The organism is Amycolatopsis albidoflavus (genome assembly GCF_039525725.1).
GTDB lineage: Bacteria > Actinomycetota > Actinomycetes > Mycobacteriales > Pseudonocardiaceae > Amycolatopsis > Amycolatopsis albidoflava.
Map to the genome: position 1 here is coordinate 877,218 of NZ_BAAAHV010000012.1, position 16,898 is coordinate 894,115.

15 protein-coding genes and 1 pseudogene are annotated in these 16,898 nt (G+C 71.2%); 4 read left to right on the forward strand and 12 right to left on the reverse strand.

Annotated features, from left to right (window positions below; all coding sequences use genetic code 11):
• The first annotated feature begins 142 nt into the window (after nucleotides 1-142).
• Nucleotides 143-718, forward strand: a complete 576-nt coding sequence (locus tag ABD156_RS22305) for a TetR/AcrR family transcriptional regulator (RefSeq protein ID WP_344276785.1) — start codon at nucleotides 143-145, stop codon at nucleotides 716-718.
• 51 nt (nucleotides 719-769) lie between these two features.
• Here ABD156_RS22305 and ligD read toward each other — a convergent pair whose 3' ends face one another.
• Entirely contained in the window at nucleotides 770-1,762 is a 993-nt protein-coding gene (ligD, locus tag ABD156_RS22310; RefSeq protein WP_344276788.1) for a non-homologous end-joining DNA ligase, read from the reverse strand.
• Nucleotides 1,763-1,851: 89 nt separating this feature from the next.
• On the opposite strand from ligD, the gene ABD156_RS22315 reads away from it, so the two are divergent.
• Both ABD156_RS22315 and ABD156_RS22320 read left to right on the forward strand, forming a co-directional pair.
• Nucleotides 1,852-2,193 (forward strand): MmcQ/YjbR family DNA-binding protein, encoded by a 342-nt coding sequence (locus tag ABD156_RS22315; RefSeq protein ID WP_037811366.1) that lies wholly within the window; start codon nucleotides 1,852-1,854, stop codon nucleotides 2,191-2,193.
• Nucleotides 2,194-2,267: 74 nt separating this feature from the next.
• Complete coding sequence (locus tag ABD156_RS22320; RefSeq protein ID WP_344276794.1) at nucleotides 2,268-2,510, forward strand: hypothetical protein; 243 nt, start codon at nucleotides 2,268-2,270, stop codon at nucleotides 2,508-2,510.
• 231 nt (nucleotides 2,511-2,741) lie between these two features.
• Here the strand turns inward: ABD156_RS22320 and ABD156_RS22325 are convergent, their stop codons facing one another.
• The 11 genes and pseudogenes from ABD156_RS22325 to ABD156_RS22375 all read right to left on the reverse strand — a co-directional run bounded on the left by ABD156_RS22325 (nucleotide 2,742) and on the right by ABD156_RS22375 (nucleotide 13,598).
• Nucleotides 2,742-3,329 carry a YbaB/EbfC family nucleoid-associated protein gene (locus tag ABD156_RS22325; protein ID WP_344276797.1) on the reverse strand — a complete coding sequence of 196 codons (588 nt, stop codon included), beginning with the start codon at nucleotides 3,327-3,329 and terminating at the stop codon, nucleotides 2,742-2,744.
• A 349-nt stretch (nucleotides 3,330-3,678) separates the two neighbouring features.
• Nucleotides 3,679-3,978, reverse strand: a pseudogene (locus tag ABD156_RS22330) (type VII secretion target); the annotation flags it as partial.
• Between the two features lie 7 nt (nucleotides 3,979-3,985).
• Entirely contained in the window at nucleotides 3,986-6,055 is a 2,070-nt protein-coding gene (locus ABD156_RS22335) for a PPE domain-containing protein (protein WP_344276800.1), read from the reverse strand.
• A gap of 11 nt (nucleotides 6,056-6,066) precedes the next feature.
• Nucleotides 6,067-6,501, reverse strand: a complete 435-nt coding sequence (locus ABD156_RS22340; protein ID WP_344276803.1) for a hypothetical protein — start codon at nucleotides 6,499-6,501, stop codon at nucleotides 6,067-6,069.
• A gap of 47 nt (nucleotides 6,502-6,548) precedes the next feature.
• Entirely contained in the window at nucleotides 6,549-7,400 is an 852-nt protein-coding gene (locus tag ABD156_RS22345) for an ESX secretion-associated protein EspG (protein WP_344276806.1), read from the reverse strand.
• A 374-nt stretch (nucleotides 7,401-7,774) separates the two neighbouring features.
• Nucleotides 7,775-8,461, reverse strand: a complete 687-nt coding sequence (locus tag ABD156_RS22350; RefSeq protein WP_344276809.1) for a flavin reductase family protein — start codon at nucleotides 8,459-8,461, stop codon at nucleotides 7,775-7,777.
• Between the two features lie 128 nt (nucleotides 8,462-8,589).
• Nucleotides 8,590-9,405 (reverse strand): FAD binding domain-containing protein, encoded by an 816-nt coding sequence (locus ABD156_RS22355; RefSeq protein ID WP_344276812.1) that lies wholly within the window; start codon nucleotides 9,403-9,405, stop codon nucleotides 8,590-8,592.
• Nucleotides 9,402-9,869: a (2Fe-2S)-binding protein gene (locus ABD156_RS22360; RefSeq protein ID WP_344276814.1), complete on the reverse strand. Its 468-nt coding sequence runs from the start codon at nucleotides 9,867-9,869 to the stop codon at nucleotides 9,402-9,404. Before ABD156_RS22360 ends, ABD156_RS22355 begins: the two co-directional genes overlap by 4 nt.
• A 1-nt stretch (nucleotide 9,870) precedes the next feature.
• Entirely contained in the window at nucleotides 9,871-12,123 is a 2,253-nt protein-coding gene (locus tag ABD156_RS22365) for a xanthine dehydrogenase family protein molybdopterin-binding subunit (protein ID WP_344276816.1), read from the reverse strand.
• Between the two features lie 113 nt (nucleotides 12,124-12,236).
• Nucleotides 12,237-13,001, reverse strand: coding sequence for a sulfite exporter TauE/SafE family protein (locus tag ABD156_RS22370; protein ID WP_344276818.1), 765 nt, complete (start codon nucleotides 12,999-13,001; stop codon nucleotides 12,237-12,239).
• 195 nt (nucleotides 13,002-13,196) lie between these two features.
• Nucleotides 13,197-13,598, reverse strand: coding sequence for a hypothetical protein (locus tag ABD156_RS22375; protein WP_344276820.1), 402 nt, complete (start codon nucleotides 13,596-13,598; stop codon nucleotides 13,197-13,199).
• A 185-nt stretch (nucleotides 13,599-13,783) separates the two neighbouring features.
• On the opposite strand from ABD156_RS22375, the gene ABD156_RS22380 reads away from it, so the two are divergent.
• Nucleotides 13,784-16,873: a discoidin domain-containing protein gene (locus tag ABD156_RS22380; protein ID WP_344276823.1), complete on the forward strand. Its 3,090-nt coding sequence runs from the start codon at nucleotides 13,784-13,786 to the stop codon at nucleotides 16,871-16,873.
• Nucleotides 16,874-16,898 lie beyond the last annotated feature (25 nt).

Here is a 16,898-nt window from a genome sequence, read left to right on the forward strand (position 1 = left end):
AAGTACCTTCTTTCGCCGTCGGGCGCGAGGATGTGGTGGCCGGCGGCCCGATCTGGCATCATGAGCAAACGGAACGTTGCTCCGGTAACTATACGGAACACTGTTCCGCTTGTCTAGCGGCGGCACGCGGAGGGAGTGGCACGTGGGTGAGAACGCGGGAGCCCGGGCGAAACGGGCGGACGCCCGGCGCAACGAGAAAACCCTGCTCGACGCGGCGTCGGCGGTGTTCGTCGAATCCGGGGTCGACGCGCCGGTGCGCGACATCGCGACCAGGGCGGGCGTCGGCGTCGGCACGATCTACCGGCACTTCCCCACCCGCGCGGACCTGATCATCGCGGTGTACCGGCACCAGGTCGAAGCGTGCGCGGACGCGGGGCCGAAACTGCTGGCGGACAACGAGTCCCCGCACGCCGCGCTCGCGCAGTGGATCGACCTGTTCGTCGACTTCCTCGTCACGAAGCACGGGCTGGCCGGGATCATGCAATCCGACCACAGCGGGTTCGAGGCGCTGCACGCGTATTTCCTCGAACGGCTTGTGCCGGTGTGCACTGAACTGCTCGACGCTGCCGCGAAGGCCGGAGAAATCCGCACCGATCTGGAGGCTGTGCACCTGATGCGCGGCGTCGGGAACCTGTGCATCGGCGCGGAGGCGGACGACAGTTACGACGCGCGACGCCTCGCCGCGCTGCTGATTACCGGGCTGCGGCAGGACGGGTAAGGATGTCCTCGACCGCGCGGCCGAGTCCGGACAGACCTGGCCGCGCCCGCTTCATCGCGCAGCCGGAACCTCGACCTCATCCGGCCTCCGCTCCGGACGCAGCCCCCGCCAAGCCGTGTGCCGCAGCCGGCCGTCCCCCGGCGTGAGGCGGCGGTACACCACCTCGCCCACCATCTCCGGGTTCAGCCAATGCGCGCCGCGCGCCCGGTCTCGCGGCACCTGGTCGGCGAATGGGCTTGTCTTGCGCTCCAACGGAATCAGCTGCTTCTGAAGGTCTTTGAGCATCGCGTCGGTGAAGCCGGTGCCGACGTCGCCCAGGTACCGCAGCTCCCCCGAATCCGGGTCGTGCGCGCCGAGCAGCAGCGCGCCGATCGTGCCTTCCCGGCGGCCCTGGCCCGGACGCCAGCCGCCCAGCACCACCTCGGTCGTCTGCACCAGCGGGTGTTTGAGCCATTCCGGGCTGCGCCGTCCCGGGTGATACCGCGACGTGCGGGCCTTCACCATCAGGCCTTCGAGCATCATCTTCCGCGCGACATCGAGCAGACCGGCCGGGGTCATGCCGTCTTCGGCGAGGTCGCGGTGCCGGTACCAGGGCGTGATCGCGACCAGGCGCCGGTCCGGCGGCTCGATTTCGGCGAGGATCTCGCGGCGTTCCTCGTACGGCGCGTCGAGCAGGCTTTCGCCGTCCAGGCTCAGGATGTCGAAGGCGAAGTACGCGACCGCCTGCCAGGTGCGGTTCTGCAGGAGCCCGAAATCGGGACGGCCGCGCTCGTCGAGGGCGACGATCTCGCCGTCCAGCACGGCCGGGCGGCCGCCGAGCGCGTCCCCGAGCGCGCCGGACAGCTGCGGGAACCTGGTGGTGAAGTCGTTGTCGTTGCGGCTGGTCAGCAACGTGGCCCCGTCCGGCGCGACACGCATGGTCGCGCGGTAACCGTCCCATTTGAACTCGTAGGCGTACGCCGGATCGTCGCGCAGCGTGCCGCCGTCGGGCGACGCCAGCATCGGCTCGATCGCGGGCGGCATGCCGCGGGACGGTTCGGACATTCGGGCACCTCCGCGCACCACCGTAAGCCGAACCCGCCGGATCCGCCGCCGTAAGATGGCGGGGTCCACGATGGAGGGGGCCAGGACCGGTGCCGAGCAAGGATTTCGAACGGATCATCCGCAAGCTGCGCGAGGTCGAGCGCGGCAGCGGCCGCGACTACACGTCGTTCAGCGTGCGCGGCAAGCGCTTCGGCTACCACTGGCCGCGCACCGACACCGTCGGGTTGAAGCAGACCATCGCGGAACAGCAGGCGCTCGTCGCGGAACGCCCGGACGTCTTCGAGGAGCAGTTCACCTCCGGCGGGTTCGGCTGGGTGGTGGTGCAGCTGAGCGGCATCGAGGCCGACGAGCTGGCCGAACTCGTGTACGAGGCGTGGCGGCTTTCCGCCCCGGAGGACCTGGCTGCCGAGGTTCCGCTGCCGCAGCTCTGACAATCCGGCATATCGGGTAACGACCCGGCTGGATCCGGCGATCTTCTTCGTGTTCTGCGAGAAGGGGGTCTGCGGTGTCGCGGCGGTCGGTGCAGGTGCTGGTGGCGTTCGGGGTGCTGGCTGTGGGGGTGTTTCTGAAGTGCCTGCCGCTTTTCGCCTTCGAACCCGGTCTCAGGTGCATCCCGGGCCCGGACCAGCCCGCTTGGTGCGGCCCGGCCTACGCCAACCCCGCGGAGTGGGGCAATGTTCTGGTCGTCGGAGCGGTACTGGCGCTGCTCTACCTGCGCTACCTCGCGGACCGCAAACAGGTGCTGTGACCCGGAGTCCACATCGGATCCGGCCGCCAACCGGCCGCAGGGTGCGCGGCCCCTCGTCGCGCCGCCAGCCCCGAAGTCCACATCGGACCGGCCTCGCATCGCCAGCCTCTCTGGGACGCGGGTACCCGGCGCTGATCGCCGACCGCGGCCTGGCCCGCACCGCCGAGTCCACATCGGACCGTCCACAAACGACAGTGCGCCCCGGCCGGAAAGGCCGGGGCGCACCAAAAGTCACCAGGGATTGTTGTCCTGCTCGTCCGGATCGATCCCGCCCGGACGGCGGCCCTGCGGCGGCGAAGCGGGCCCGCCCGGCGCGGGCGGCGTCGCGGGCGGACGCGGCGCACCGCCCGCGGGAGGCGGCGTCTTGGCGGGCGGCTCCTGCTGCTCCTGCGCGCTGTCCTGCTGCTCGTCCGGATCCGGGTCGGGGTCCGGGAAGCGGTTGCGGAGCGAATCGAGCATGACGGCGCGGGTGTCCGGGTCCTCGTCGCCCAGGCTGCGGCCCATGACCTCGGCCACCCGGTCGGTGATGCCCGACTGCGCCTTCCGCATGGTCTCGAGCACCATCCTGGAGAGCTCCTCCGGCGGGATGGTGCGCGTGCGGGAGCTGAACACCAGGTCCGACACGACCCCGTCGGCCCCGACGGTGACCTTGACGGTCCCGTCCGGGCTCGTCGCGGTCAGCCGCAGCTGTTCGGTTTCCTGCTGGGCCGCCGCGTAGCGTTCCGCCTTGCGGGCGAACCCGGCCGCCCATTCGTCCATTCGCCGGATTGCGTCGTCGGGGTCCCTGATCAGGTCGCCCAGCCCACCCGCGCTGGTCATGCTTTTCGTTCTCCTCGAATCCCGTCACCCGCGCCGTTGCGGGCGGGTCTCATCCTCGCCGCGACGGGCACCGTCATCTGTCGACGGTACCCGCCCGCCGCGGCGCCGCGAGGGCGCCACCGCCTCGCTACGTCTCGTCCGGCGAAACGCCCCGGTCGACCGGCTGCGCGGCATCGACCCGTTGCTTCGGCTGCAAGGGCTCCGCGCTGTCGTACCGGGCCTCCGCGGGCACGCCGTCCCGGTTGAACGGCACGTTCTGCCCGGTCGGAGCCTGCACGCCGCCGACGCGGAACCGCTCCTTGAGCTCCCCGCTGTCGGTCTTGCTGAGCATCCCCTCGGTCGCCACCTTCTTGAACGGCTTCGACTGGCCCTCGTCGCCCTCCTGGTAGGACTTCGCGGCCGTCCGGACGTTGTCCGAGGTCGCCTGGACGCCCTCGATCGCCCCGCTGATCGCTTCCTTCGCCTTCTCGCCGGTCGGGTTGATGATCGGCGGGAGGAAGGCGCAGAGCAGCCCGTACGCGTCGTCGGACATCGCGTAGTTCGCCGCCTGCGCCGCGGTGTTCAGCCGGTCCACCAGTCCGTCCAGGTGGCTCGCGTGCGCCACGAGGTCGTCGGGTTCTACGCGGAACCCCTGTGCGCCTCCGCTCATCGCCGCCTCACTTCCAGTCCTTGTTCTTCCAGTCGCCGATCACCGGCGGGGCGACGACCTCGTCGGGCGCGAAGAACGACGGGTCGTCCGACTCGACGAAGCTCGCGACCTTGTGTTCCTTGTCCTCCGGGCCCTTGCCGCCCTTGCCGCCGCCCATGGCTCCCATGCCGGGAGCGCCGGTCGCGCCCTTGCCGCCGGCGCCGCCCGAGCCGGGGCCGCCGCGCCCGGCGACGCCTTCCTCGGCCGCTCCGGAGCCGCCCGCGCCGCTGAACGCGCCGCCGGAGCCCGGGCCGCCCTTGGCGCCGCCGAGACCGCCCGCGCCGCCGCCGAGCCTGCTGCTGATGCTCTCGCCGTTGACGCCGCCGACCTTGCCGATGCCGCCGAGCTTCTCGCCGCTCGGGCCGGTGCCGCCGCCGGGGAACAGCGGTTTGCCGTCCGGGCCGATCTTGCCGGGGTTGAACGGCTTCGGCTCGTAGGGCTTGATCCCGCCGGGGCCCTCGGGGATCGAGGGCTTGAACGGCTGCGGCTTGTACGGGTTCGACTTGTACGGGTCGCCGTCCTTGCCGGTCGGGAAGGACGGGATGGGCGGCGGGGTGAAGCCGGGGCCGGGGTTGCCGCCGCCAGGACCCGGGATCGGCGGGATGTTCGGCGGGTTGAAGCCGGGACCGGGGTTGCCGCCGCCAGGACCCGGAATGGGCGGGATGCTCGGCGGGTTGAAGCCCTGCGCCTTCGTCGAATCCGGGTTGGTGTCCGGGATGGGCGGGAACGAGCCGCCGGGCCCGCCGGGGACGCCGCCCGGACCGCCGGTGGCTCCGCCGGGGCCGCCCTGCGGGATCTGCAGCGACGCCGGGTCGAACCTGCGCTCGGGCTGCTGTCCGCCGGGGCCTCCGGGGACACCGCCCGGGCCGCCGCCGTACGGTTTGCCGTCCGGTCCGATCGGCCGTCCGTCGGGCCCGATCGGCTGCCCGTTCGGGCCCACCGTCGTCCCCGGCGGGCCGATCGGCTTGCCGTCGGGACCCAGCGGACGCCCGTCCGGTCCGATGAGCTGGCCGTTCGGGCCGACCGTGGTGCCGGGCGGGCCGATCGGGTTGCCGTCGGGGCCGAGCGGGCGGCCGTCCGGGCCGACCCGCACCCCGCCCGGAGCGCCCGCGCCGCCGCCGGGCTTCATCGGGGTGCCCTGCGTCGCGGGCCGCCACCGGTCCGTCTCGGCGGGCAGCTTCGGCGGCTCGGCGAACCGCGGCGTGGCGACCGCGCCGCCGATCGTCTGGTCGTACCGCGTCATGATCTGCGCGGCCTGGTCCCGGGCGGCCTGCTGGTCGGTGAAGGTCTTCATGGCCGAGGAGTAGGCCACGACGTACGCGGCCGGATCCCGGATCGTCATCAGGACCTTGTTCGCGTCCTGCGCCGAGAATTTCACCGGCGGGTTGGCGTTCATCGCCTTCTGCGTCTCGTTGAGCGCCTGGGAGTGGACCTCCTGCTGGCGCCCGGTGAGCGTCGCGCCCTGCGCGGTGGTGCCGAGCCACTTGCCGACGTTGGCGAGGTGCACGCGCGCCGCGTCGCCGGCGTCGCCCTTCCAGTTCGAGGTGCTCGCGTTGATCGCGTCGCCGAGGTTCTTCTGGTGCGTCGCCAGCTCGTTGCCGAGGCTCACCCAGGCCTCCGACGACTCGGCCACCGAGGCCGGGTCGGCGTGCGTGGTGATGGCGTCGATCATCTGCTCGTGCGTCGCGTTCTTCCAGTCGGTGTGCGGCGCGGCGCCCGGATCGCGCATCTCGAGGTCTTTGCCGAGATGTTTCTTCGACTCGTCCAGGTTCCGCTGGTACATCGCCTGGATCAGCTGGTCGCGCGCCTTCCCCTGGACGTTCGGGAGCAGCCAGCCGTTGAAGATCGCGTCGATCTTCGTGGTGGCGTCCTGGCGCAGCTGGTCGCCCGAGGCCACGTCGTCCGGGCGGACCGGGCCGATGTAGTACTTCGACGAGGGGTCCAGCGTCGGGTTGTAGAGCGCGGTGTTGCCCGGGTCGTAGTCCGTCGAGGACGGATCGGAGACGGACTCGGCGGTCGGTTGCTTCTTGTCGGCCACTGGTCTCCCCTTCAGCCCTGCTGTTCGGCGGTGCGGTGGATGCGCTCGAAGGTCTCCTTGGAGCTGTGCTCCCGCTCCTTGTAGTTCTTCTTCGCGAGCTTGATCGCCTCGACGTAGGTCGGGAACTCCTTGTGCGCCGCCTGCAGCTGGGTGACCAGGCCCTGCTGGTCGCGCGCGGTCTCGGCCATGTGCTTGCTGACGAACATCCCGGCCGGGCTCTTCGACATCGCCGGGACCCCGGCGATCTTCTCGATCAGCTGCACGTGCGCCTCCAGTGCGTCGAGCACGCCCTGGAGCGCGGCGATCATCTTGTCGCCGGTGCTGTCGTCCACCGCGAACGATCCGCGCTCGGCCAGCGTCTTCAGCTGGCGCGCGGGCAGCGAGAAGCCCACCGGGGCCACGGGGGCCGTCCTCGCTTCCATCGCCATCGGTGCCTCGTCGGTCATCGGGACCTCGTTCTCCTCGTGAACTGTCGCCGCTTGCAGTGGAATGGTCAGTAAACCTCGGAAACCGCCTGCTGCACGGCGCGCTTGAGCTCGCGGTGCCCGGCGGGCACGTACTCCGCGGTCAGGTCGCCCGCCTCGCTGACGGTCGATGTGATCAGGTAGCGGCCGTCGGCGGTGTCGAGCCAGCCGATCGGGTCGCCGCCGCGCCGCTCGCCGCGGCGGCCCCAGCCGCTCACCGCGATGTGCCCGCCGCCGAGCCGCGGCTGCGCCAGCACGCGTTCGAGCACCTCGACCCCGCCGGCCGCGGGACGGGAGACCCGCGGGTCCGGGCGGCGCGGCTGCACGCGCCCGCTGACCTCGATCATCCCGAACGCGTCGGTCTCTTCCTCGTCCTCGGCCGCCTCGGCCCGCCGGCGCGCGGTCATCGCGGACACCTCCCGCGAGGCCGCCTGGCGGATCGTGTGCGCGCCGGTGCTGGCCGGGCGCGCCTGCGGCAGCACCCCGGCGATCACCTCGACGAGCTCCTCGTCGTCGAAGAGCGAGAACAGCAGCTTGTCGGTCTTCGGGTCCTGCGTGATCCCGAGCGCCTGCCTGCCGTCGGTGAGCGCGACCACCGCGATGTCCGCGCCGAGGCCGTCGATCCCGCTGACCGAGACCGAGACCCGCGGCTTCGCGAGCAGCTCGAAGGCGGTGCGCACGTACGGGCTCAGCTCGTCGCCGCTGGAAAGCCTGCGCTCCTCGATCGCGTCGTTGACGATCTTCGCGACCCGCACGTACCGCTCCGGTTCCGCCGGCACCGTGCCGATCCGGAGCGGGAACTGGCGGATGTTCCCGCCGGTCGCCTCCCCGACCACCAAAGCTTCGACGACGTCGAGCACGAACTCGAACCTGTCCGCCATCCCGAGGGCATCCTTCCCACAGCCGGGTCGGGCACGGCCGCTTCGGCACCCTTGTGAGTGACACCGAATTGCGTTGCCGTGCCTGGGATTCGCAATGGGGAAAGACTATCAGTCCGGCAGGGGCCGGTGATCACCACGGGGACTGCTGCCCCAATGTACCGAGGGCCGTGTCCGAACAGACACGACCTGCGGTTTCGCCGTGCGCGCCGCTTGACGCGCGGCCGGGAAGCGACGGAAATTCCCGGGTGCGAGAAACGTGACAAAGGCCGCCGCGGATCGCGGCGGCCCCTTGCCGTGCCCGGTTTTACCGAGTTGTTCTTCCGTCCTTTGCCGTCGTTTCGCCGGTTCGTTGCTCCACAGTGGACTGGACGGCGTCAGGAGACGCCGCGCGCCCGTTCGATGTCCGGCGAGCGGTACATCCGCTCCGGGATCCGCGCCAGCGTCGACTCGTGCACCTGCGGCCCGAGCCCGTACAGCTTCTGGAAGCTCATGATCAGCGGCCGCCACGCGTCCGGGTCGACGTGGTCGTCGGCGCCCGGCAGCCGGATGTCGTCGTGCACGAACACCCGCTGCACGCGCACCTCCAGCCCGACGATGCCGCCGCGCTGGGCTTCGTCGTCCTCGGCGAACGGGTGCACGGACTCCAGCACGACCTCCATCGCGACCGGGCATTCGGCGACCCGGGGCGGCGCCACCGTCTCGGACGGCACCGGAGTGAGCCCCGCGCGGCCGAACTTGTCCGCGACGTGGAAGTAGCCGCGCTTCTCCTTGAGCGGCGGAACCGGATCGGACCCGGTGGTCAGCGCGAGCCGGTCCACCGCGGCGGCCATCGCCGAGGACGGCAGGTTCAGCACGCATTCGCGGGTGCGCAGGAGGTTGAGCGTGGTCTTCGACCGCGCGCCGAGGCCGAGCATCGCGCGCCAGCCGAGCCAGAACGCCGACGACATCGGGGCGAGGTTGGCCGAACCGTCCTCATTGGACGTCGAGATGAGCACCACCGGCGTGCCGAAGTACAGGATTCCGGGCTCGATCGCCGTGTGCGTAGGAAAAGTCGTGTTCACACCGCCCAGTCTGGCCACCGCCGCCCGCCCGCCGCTGGCGGAAATCAGCCGTCGCTTTCCGGTCCCGGAAAAGCCGTGAAGGGCTCCTTGAGGGAATCTGATTCCCTCAAGGAGCCCTTCACGGACGGCTAGGCGACGCCGGCGGCGGCAAGGGCCCGGGCGGTGAGGACCCGGGCGAGGTGCTGGCGGTACTCGGCCGTGGCGTGCGGTTCTTCCGGCGGCGAAGTGCCCTCCGCGGCCAGTTTCGCCGCCTCCGCCGCGGTGGCTCCGCCGGCCAGCGCGCGTTCGGTGGCCGACGCCCGCAGCGGCGTGCCGCCCATGTTGATCAGGCCGACCGAACATCCGGCGACCACGACGCCGACGATCGCCCAGTCGATGGCCCGGCGAGTGAACTTCTCGAAGCCCCAGCCGAGTCCGGCCTGGCTGGGCAGCCGGATCTCGGTGAGCAATTCGTCCGGCTCCAGCGGCGTCGTGAACGGCCCGAGGAAGAACTCCGCGGCCGGAATCCGCCGCTCCCCTCCCGGCCCGCGCGCGACGAGCACGCCGTCCGCCGCGAGGACCGCGGCGGGCAGGTCAGCCGCCGAGTCGGCGTGCACCAGCGACCCGCCGATCGTCCCGCGATGGCGCACCTGCGGGTCGCCGACCGACCCGGACACGTGCGCGAGCAGCGGCGCGTGCTCGGCGAGCACCGGGTCGTGCTCGAGGTCGTGATAGCGGGACAACGCCCCGATCACCACCTCGTCGCCCTCGGCCCGGACGAACTTCAGCTCCCGCAACGGCGCGATGTCCACCACGACCTCCGGCACGGCGAACCGGAGCTTCATCAACGGCAGCAGCGAATGCCCGCCCGCGAGCAGCTTCGCGTCCTCGCCGTGCTCGGCGAGCAACGCGAGCGCTTCGTCCACAGTGGACGCACGCCGGTAGGCGAAGCCAGCCGGGATCACCGCGTCACCTCCTGGCCGGACGCTTCGATCACGGCGCTCACGATGTTGTGGTACCCGGTGCACCGGCAGAGGTTGCCCTCCAGCGCCGCCCGGGCCTCGTCGCGGGTCGGCTTCGGGTTTTCCTTCAGCAGCGACACCGTCGCCATCATCATGCCGGGCGTGCAGAAGCCGCACTGCAGGCCGTGCTGCTCGCGGAACGCGCGCTGCACCGGGTGCAGGCCGTCTTCTGAGGCCAGACCCTCCACAGTGGTCACTTCGTGCCCGTCCGCCTGCGCGGCCAGCACCGTGCAGGACTTCACCGATTCGCCGTCGAGCAGCACCGTGCACGCCCCGCAGGACGTCGTGTCGCAGCCGATGTTCGTGCCGGTGAGGCCCGCGGTGTCCCGCAGGTAGTGCACGAGCAGGGTGCGGTCGGGCACCTCCTGCGCGACCGTCTTCCCGTTCACCTCGATCGAGACCCGCACGTCAGTTCGCCTTCCTAGCGTCGTTCAGCGCCGTCCACACCCGCAGCGGGGTGGTCGGCATGTCCAGGTGCGTCACGCCGAGGTGGGCGAGCGCGTCGACCACCGCGTTGTGCACCGCAGGCGTCGACCCGATCGTCGCCGCCTCGCCGATTCCCTTGACTCCCAGCAGGTTCCGGGTCGTCGGCGTCTCCATGTCCACCAGTTCGAAATCGGGCAGCTCGGGCGCGGTGACGAACGAGTAGTCGGCCAGCGTCGCCGTCGTCGGGTTGCCGTCCGCGTCGTAGCTCATCACCTCGAGCAGCGCCTGCGCGATGCCCTGGCCGAGCCCGCCGTGCCGCTGGCCGCGGAAGGTCAGCGGGTTCACGATCGGGCCCGCGTCGTCGAGCGCGACCAGCCGGCGCACCTCGACCTTGCCGGTTTCGGTGTCCACCTCGACGACCGCGAGGTGCGCGCCGAACGGGAACGTCGGGGCGCCGTCGCCGAACCAGACGTCGGCGGTGAAGCCTTCCGCCTCGGCGGCGACCCTGGCCCAGTCGAGCGTCGTGCTGGACGGCGCGCCGCGGACCTGCCAGACGCCGCGTTCGACGTCCAGCTCCAGGTCGTCCGGCGCGGCTTCGAGCAGTTCCGCCGCGACCTGGCGGGCCTGCGCGACGACCTCCTCGGCCGCCCGCCGGATCGCCGAACCGCCGAGCTGCAGCGACCGCGAGCCGAAGGTGCCGACCGCGCGCGGGACCTCGTCGGTGTCGCCGTGCCGCACGGTGATCTTCTCCAGCGGCAGGCCCAGCTGGTCCGACAAGAGCATCGCCAGCGACGTCCCGAGGCCCTGCCCGTGCGGGGAACTTCCGGTCCACGCGGTGACCGAACCGTCCGGATGCACGTCGACCCGGCCGCTCTCGCCTCCCGCGTCGCCGCCGGTGATCTCCACGTAGGAGGCGATGCCGAGCCCCAGCGCCACCGGATCCCCGGCCTCGCGGCGCTTCCGCTGCTCCTCGCGCAGCTGCGCGTATCCCGCCGCGTCGAGCACCTTGTCGAGCGCCGCGGCGTACTCGCCGGTGTCGTAGGAGCCGCCGGTCGGTGTCTGGTAAGGGAATTCCTCGGGACGGATGAAGTTGACCCGCCGGACGTCGGCCGGGTCCATCCCGATTTTCGCGGCGAACAGGTCGATCGCGCGCTCGACCGCCGCGGTCGCCTCCGGACGGCCCGCGCCGCGGTAGGCCGCGATCGGGGTCGTCGTGGTGACCACGCCGCGGCTTCGCGTCTGCACCACCGGGAAGCGGTAGACGCCCGGGGCCATCAGCTCGGTGAGCGACGGGAGGAACAGTGCCCGCGGGTACGCGCCGGTGTCCTGGAGGACGTCGAGCCGGTACGCCAGCACGGTTCCGTCGCGCTTGCCGCCGATGGTCACGGTGTTGCGCTGCGCGCGGCCGTGCGTCATCGAGGTGAGGTTCTCGCTGCGCGACTCGGCCCATCGCACCGCGCGACCGGCGCGCTTCGACGCCCAGGCGAGCAGCGTCGCTTCCGGGTCCGCGCCGATCTTCGCCCCGAACCCGCCCCCGACGTCCGGCGCGATCACCCGCACCCGGTCCTTGCCGACGCCGAGCCCGCCGGCCACGAGGTCGCGAGCGAGCTGCGCGTTCTGCGTGGAAAGCCACACCGTGGCCCGGCCGTCCTCGCCCCACGCGACGGACGCGCCGCGCGGCTCGACCGGAGCCGGGGCCACGCGCTGGTTCAGGATGTCCTCGGTGACGACGACGTCGCAGCCCTCGAACACCGAATCGTCGAACTCCGCCGGGCCCTTCGAGTGGACCACGTTGCTGCCGTGGTCCGGGAACACCAGCGTCTCCCCGGCGAGCGCGGCGTCGAAATCCACGACCGCTTCGAGCGGGTCGTAGTCCACGTCGACCAGTTCGGCCGCGTCGGCGAGCTGGTACCGCTCCTCGGCGAGCACCAGCGCGACCGGCTCGCCGACGTACCGCACGACGTCCGCGGCCAGGAACGGCTCCGCGACCGGCCCGGCCTTGCCCGGTTCGAGATCGAGGTCCGCCGCGGTGTAGACGCCGACGACACCCGGCGCGGTGCGGGCTTCCTCCACGTCGATGCCGGCGATCCGCGCGTGCGCGATCGGGCTGCGCACGAAAACCGCGTGCACGGCGCCGTCGAGCGCTTCCTCCCTGAGGTCGTCGACGTACGTTCCGCCCGCGGTGATCAGCTTCTCGTCTTCGACGCGCACCACCCGGGTGCCGACAATGCTCATCTGTCCTCCTGCTCGGGTACCCCGCCGACTATGCCCGCATCGGAGGCCGCGCGTCAGCATCAAGGGGTTTGCCACGCCGGAACCGCGGCGAGGAGTGCGTGCGGCGGCGTGGCTCAACCTGAGTAAGCCTGCCAAGCCAGCACCGCTGCCAAAGAAAGCCCTCCCAGACCGATCGCGATCCTCAACGGCGTCGCAGGCAGATAACGCACCAGCACCGAGCCCAGCCACGACCCCGCCACCGACCCGAGGCACACCGCGATCGCCGCGGGCCAGAACACCTTGCCGGTGAAGGCGAAGACGAGCGCGGCGATCAGGTTCGCGGTGCCGGTGGCGATGTTCTTCGCCGCGTTCGTGCGGGCGAGCGACTGGCTCCACACTGTCGTCAGCAGCGCGAGCATCAACACCCCGGCCGCGGCCCCGAAGTACCCGCCGTAGACGCCGACAAGGAACGCGGCGATCCCGGTGAGCGGGCCGATCCCCCGGTGTTCGCGGTGCTCGGCCATCCGCCGAAGCCGCGGCCCGGCCATCAGCACGATCGACGCGCCGCCGATCAGCCACGGCACGACGACGGTGAACGCGTCCGGCGAGCTGACGAGCAGCACAAGCCCGCCGCACGCCCCGCCCGCCGTCGTGATCAGGCACAACGGCAGCAGCTGGCGGCCCTGGCCCTTCAACTCCGGACGCGCGCCGACCGCGGCCCCGGCCGTCGTTCCCAGCATCGCGACGGTGTTGGTGACGTTCGCCGTCACCGGCGGCAGCCCGGCGGCGAGCAGCGCCGGGTACGACACCAGCGACGCGAGGCCCGCGGTCGCGCCGGTCAGCCCGGCCCCGACCCCGGCCAGCACGAGAAGCAGGAATCCGCCGGGACCAGTGATCACGTTGTCATCTCAACACGGCGGTCCCGGCGCTCTTCGGCGGGGGACGCGGTGGTGAGCGCGGTAGGCAGGTGTCGCCTGGACGTCTAGTGCGTGTCTCAGGTCGTGCCTGTCACTGAAACCGGCTCTAGTTGTCTGGGTCGCCCTGCTGGTCGCTCGAGCGACTGGTCCGCGCGTTTCAGCTTGTGCGGCGAGACGTCACCGCTTCGCCTCCCGGGCACGGACTTCGTGGCCGAACCTGTCGGTCTGTTTGTGGACGGTCGGCGATGTTTCCGGTGCCGGCCATACGGAGATCAGGTAGTGCTCGTTGGGAGTGTCGGCGCGGGAGTGAGGGGCGATGTCGCGGCCGCGGGCGTGCACGCGCACCCGGTAGGTTCCGGGCCCCACGTAGGCGATTTCGTCGAGTTCCTGCGGCGGGCCGTCCATCATGTTGTGGACGAGGAGGAATCCCTCTTCAGCCACCCCGCCGGAATCCACTCCGACGAGGCCGTTCGCGTAGGCAGCGCCCAGTTCGGGGACATCCGCGGCGTAGTCGGTGACGGAGAAGTGTCCGTAGTCCACGTACAGGTCAGCGGTCGCTGTCTGCACCGGCTCGCTCACGCGTTCCCACCGCGGCACGCGTCCCGCCGCCTCCGCGCTCTCCAGCCGAGACGTATAGGGCGTTATACACCCTCGTCCGCCATTGTCCGAAACCGGACGGGATCGGGCTGGATGCTTGCCCGGGCGCTCGGCCGCCGCACAGAATCCGCGTTGACAAGGTTGTCAGCGGTTCTGGAGGACGCGGGATGGACGGGTTCACCCGGCGGCAGGCGCTCGGTCTCGCGGGCGCCGGAGCCACGCTCCTGCTCACCGCCGGAACAGCGCGTGCGACGCCCCGGTCCGCTCCGGATCCCGTCGCGGCCACCTACCTGCGGGTACTCCTGCGGCACACCCGCTGGGCCGAGCAGCAGTTCGACCCGGTTGCCGGGATCTATCCCGCCCGCGACTTCACCTTCGCGGTCGTCCTCGGCAACGCGCTCCTGCTGACCCGCGACGGTTACGACGCCGCCGTCGCGGGGGTCGACCGCGAAACCCTCCGCGCGCACACCCTCGCCACCATCAAGCACTTCGCCGCCTCGAACCGGCTCACCGGCGGTGCCGAATGGGGCCGGAAACTGTTCTTCGACACCACTTTCCAGTCCTACTTCCAGCTCGCCGCCCGTCTCTTGTGGACAGAGCTGGACGCCGCGACGCGACGGAACGTCGAGCGCATCGCCACCGAACAGGCTGCCTACACGACCAGCCTCGGCACCGGCAACGACCCCGCTTCCGGCGACTGGACGCCCAACGGCCTGCGCGGCGGCTACGTCGGCGACACGAAGCTCGAAGAGATGGGCGTCTACGCGCAGTCGCTCGCCCCGGCGCTCGCCTGGGCGCCGAACGATCCGCGCGCTCCCGAATGGCGCGCGGCCTTCGGTTCCTGGAGCCGCAACGAAGGCGGTCTGCCCGCGGCCGATCTGGCGAATCCCCGTCTGGTGGACGGAAAACCGATCAGCGACAACACCGCCACCAACCTGTACGACACGTTCCTCGTCGAGAACCACGGCTCGTTCGGGCCGCATTACCAGGAAGAACTCTGGCGCACGTCCGGCCGCAACGCGATGCACTTCCTCGCCGCCGGCGTCCCGCTGCCCGAGGTGCTCACCGCGCAGCCGAACGGCGAACTGCTGTGGCGCACCATGCTCCTGATGACCAGCGACGCCGGCGAACCGCTGATGCCGATGGTCGCCGACCGCGAACACCTCTACGGCCGCGACGTCATCCCGCTCGCCTTCCGCGCCCAGGTGCTCGGAGACCGCTACGCCGCCTATGCCGAGACCCAGCTGGCCGCGCGGCTGGAGCCGTACCAGGCGTATCCGCCGGTCGACCGGATCACGAAGTTCTCCGGCGAACCCAAATACGAACCGGAAGCCCGCGCCGAACTCGCCGTCAGCTATCTGCTGCACGAATGGCGCGCCGAGCACGGCGGCCCGATCAGTGCGGTGCGCAAGGACGAATTCGACGCCCACGCCGCGCACGCCGCCGATTTCGGCACCGGGCCGGGCCTGCTGGCCCACCGCTCCCCTGCCGCGTGGGCCGCGACCGTCAGCAAACCCGGTTTCGTGAAATTCGCCTGGCAGCCGAACCACGACGACTGGCTGTTCGTGCTCGGCGGAGCCAATCCGATGCTGCTGCCCGCCACGAACCTCGCCGTGCGCGAGCGCCACGCCACGACCTACCGCAAGGTGCGCGATGGATTCGACGGCACCGTCGGCATTCTGCGGTTCGACACCGGATACGCCGCGCTCGCCACTCTCCCCACCGGTGCCGCGGTCTATGCCAGCACCGGTGTAGCGTCGGACGAAGGCGTGCTCAACGTCTACAACCTCGCCATGCCAGGCGTTCCCGGCCTCGACGGCGATCGCACCTACACCGCCGCCGAGGGTTCCGTGACGCTCCCGGCGCAGCCCTCTTCGACCGGTGCCCGCACTGACAGCCTGAACTTCGCGCCGGTGACCGCGCGGCATGTACGGATGCTTGGCGTGCAGCCGGATCCGCAGTACGGCTACTCGCTCTGGTCGTTCGAAATCCACGACGGCGACGGCCCCGACTTAGCCTTGGCCGGCACCGCGTCCGCGTCATCGGCCGCCTCGGGCAAGGAGGCGAAATACGCAACCGACGGGAATCCCGCCACGCGCTGGGCAGTGTCCACATCGGACCGGACGCGCGCGGACAGCTGGCTGGCCGTCGACCTCGGAGCGCCGCGGAAATTCGACCGGGTCCGCCTGAGCTGGGAGGCGGCCGCCGGACGGAAGTACCGGATCGAAACCTCGCCCGACGGCGTCGCCTGGACTCCCGTCGCGACCTATCCGGTGCCCGCGCTGCACAGCACCGGCGGCTGGCTGGACGTCGACGGCCGGGCCGGGATCGTCGTGACCAGCCCGAATCCGCTCACCGTCACGAACGACCACGTCACGCTCTCCGCCGGTGCGCCCGCACCGCTGCTGGCCGAGCTGTATCCCGGCCGGGTGAATCTGCCGAAGCTCGCTCAGCGGCCCCGCGCCACCGCGACCGGAATCCACGCGAGTGTCACGGACGATTTCCTAGTGCTGGCAAACCTTTCCGCGACACCCGCGTCCGGAACCGCTTCGCTGCCATTAGATCGCACCGCACTGCCGCTGTACCGCGGCACGCAGAAAGTCACCATGTCCGGCAGCTCGTTCAGCTACGAACTTGCCCCCGCCGAAGGCCGGATCGAACCGCCCCGCTTCATCGTGCGCGGCATGCTCGGCGCCGCCGCACCGCCCGGACTGACCGCCGTCGTGCACGACGCCAGCCACGTCGACCTCACCGCGCCGCCCGGACTGACCGCGACAGTCGTGACCGTGACCCCGACCGACGGCCGCCCGCGCACAGTCGCGCTGCCGCCGCGCCACACCGTGCCCGTCGTCTTCGCCGGCACCCGGCCGTACCCGCTGAACGACCGCGCGCTCGGAGCCGTGATCTTCCCCGCCGAACCGCTGCCGCCCGGAATGACCAGCCCGGACGCCGCCGTGGACGACAACCCGGCAACCGCGTGGCAACCCGGCCCCGGCGGCCGGTTGGTCGTGGACCTCGGCGCCCCGCTGCCGATCGCGACCGCCGAACTCGCCTGGACGGCCGGACGCGTGCCCGCCACCGTCGTCGAGACCAGCACTGACGGCGTCGTCTACACCGAGGCTGCCCGCCCCGACCGGAAACGCACCGTCTCTGTCGCACTCACCGAACCGGTCCGATACCTAGCCGTCCGAACCCTCGATTGGCGGCCGGGCGATGCCAGCCTCACCCGCGTCTCCGCCCTCACACCGCCGAACTAGCCGACCACTCCCCAAACCGGCAACG

Coding starts and splice junctions, on each gene's coding strand:
- ligD (WP_344276788.1), bottom strand. CDS start 1,762: ATGTCCGAACCGTCCCGCGGCATGCCGCCCGCGATCGAGCCGATGCTG.
- ABD156_RS22325 (WP_344276797.1), bottom strand. CDS start 3,329: ATGACCAGCGCGGGTGGGCTGGGCGACCTGATCAGGGACCCCGACGAC.
- ABD156_RS22340 (WP_344276803.1), bottom strand. CDS start 6,501: ATGACCGACGAGGCACCGATGGCGATGGAAGCGAGGACGGCCCCCGTG.
- ABD156_RS22345 (WP_344276806.1), bottom strand. CDS start 7,400: ATGGCGGACAGGTTCGAGTTCGTGCTCGACGTCGTCGAAGCTTTGGTG.
- ABD156_RS22365 (WP_344276816.1), bottom strand. CDS start 12,123: ATGAGCATTGTCGGCACCCGGGTGGTGCGCGTCGAAGACGAGAAGCTG.
- ABD156_RS22380 (WP_344276823.1), top strand. CDS start 13,784: ATGGACGGGTTCACCCGGCGGCAGGCGCTCGGTCTCGCGGGCGCCGGA.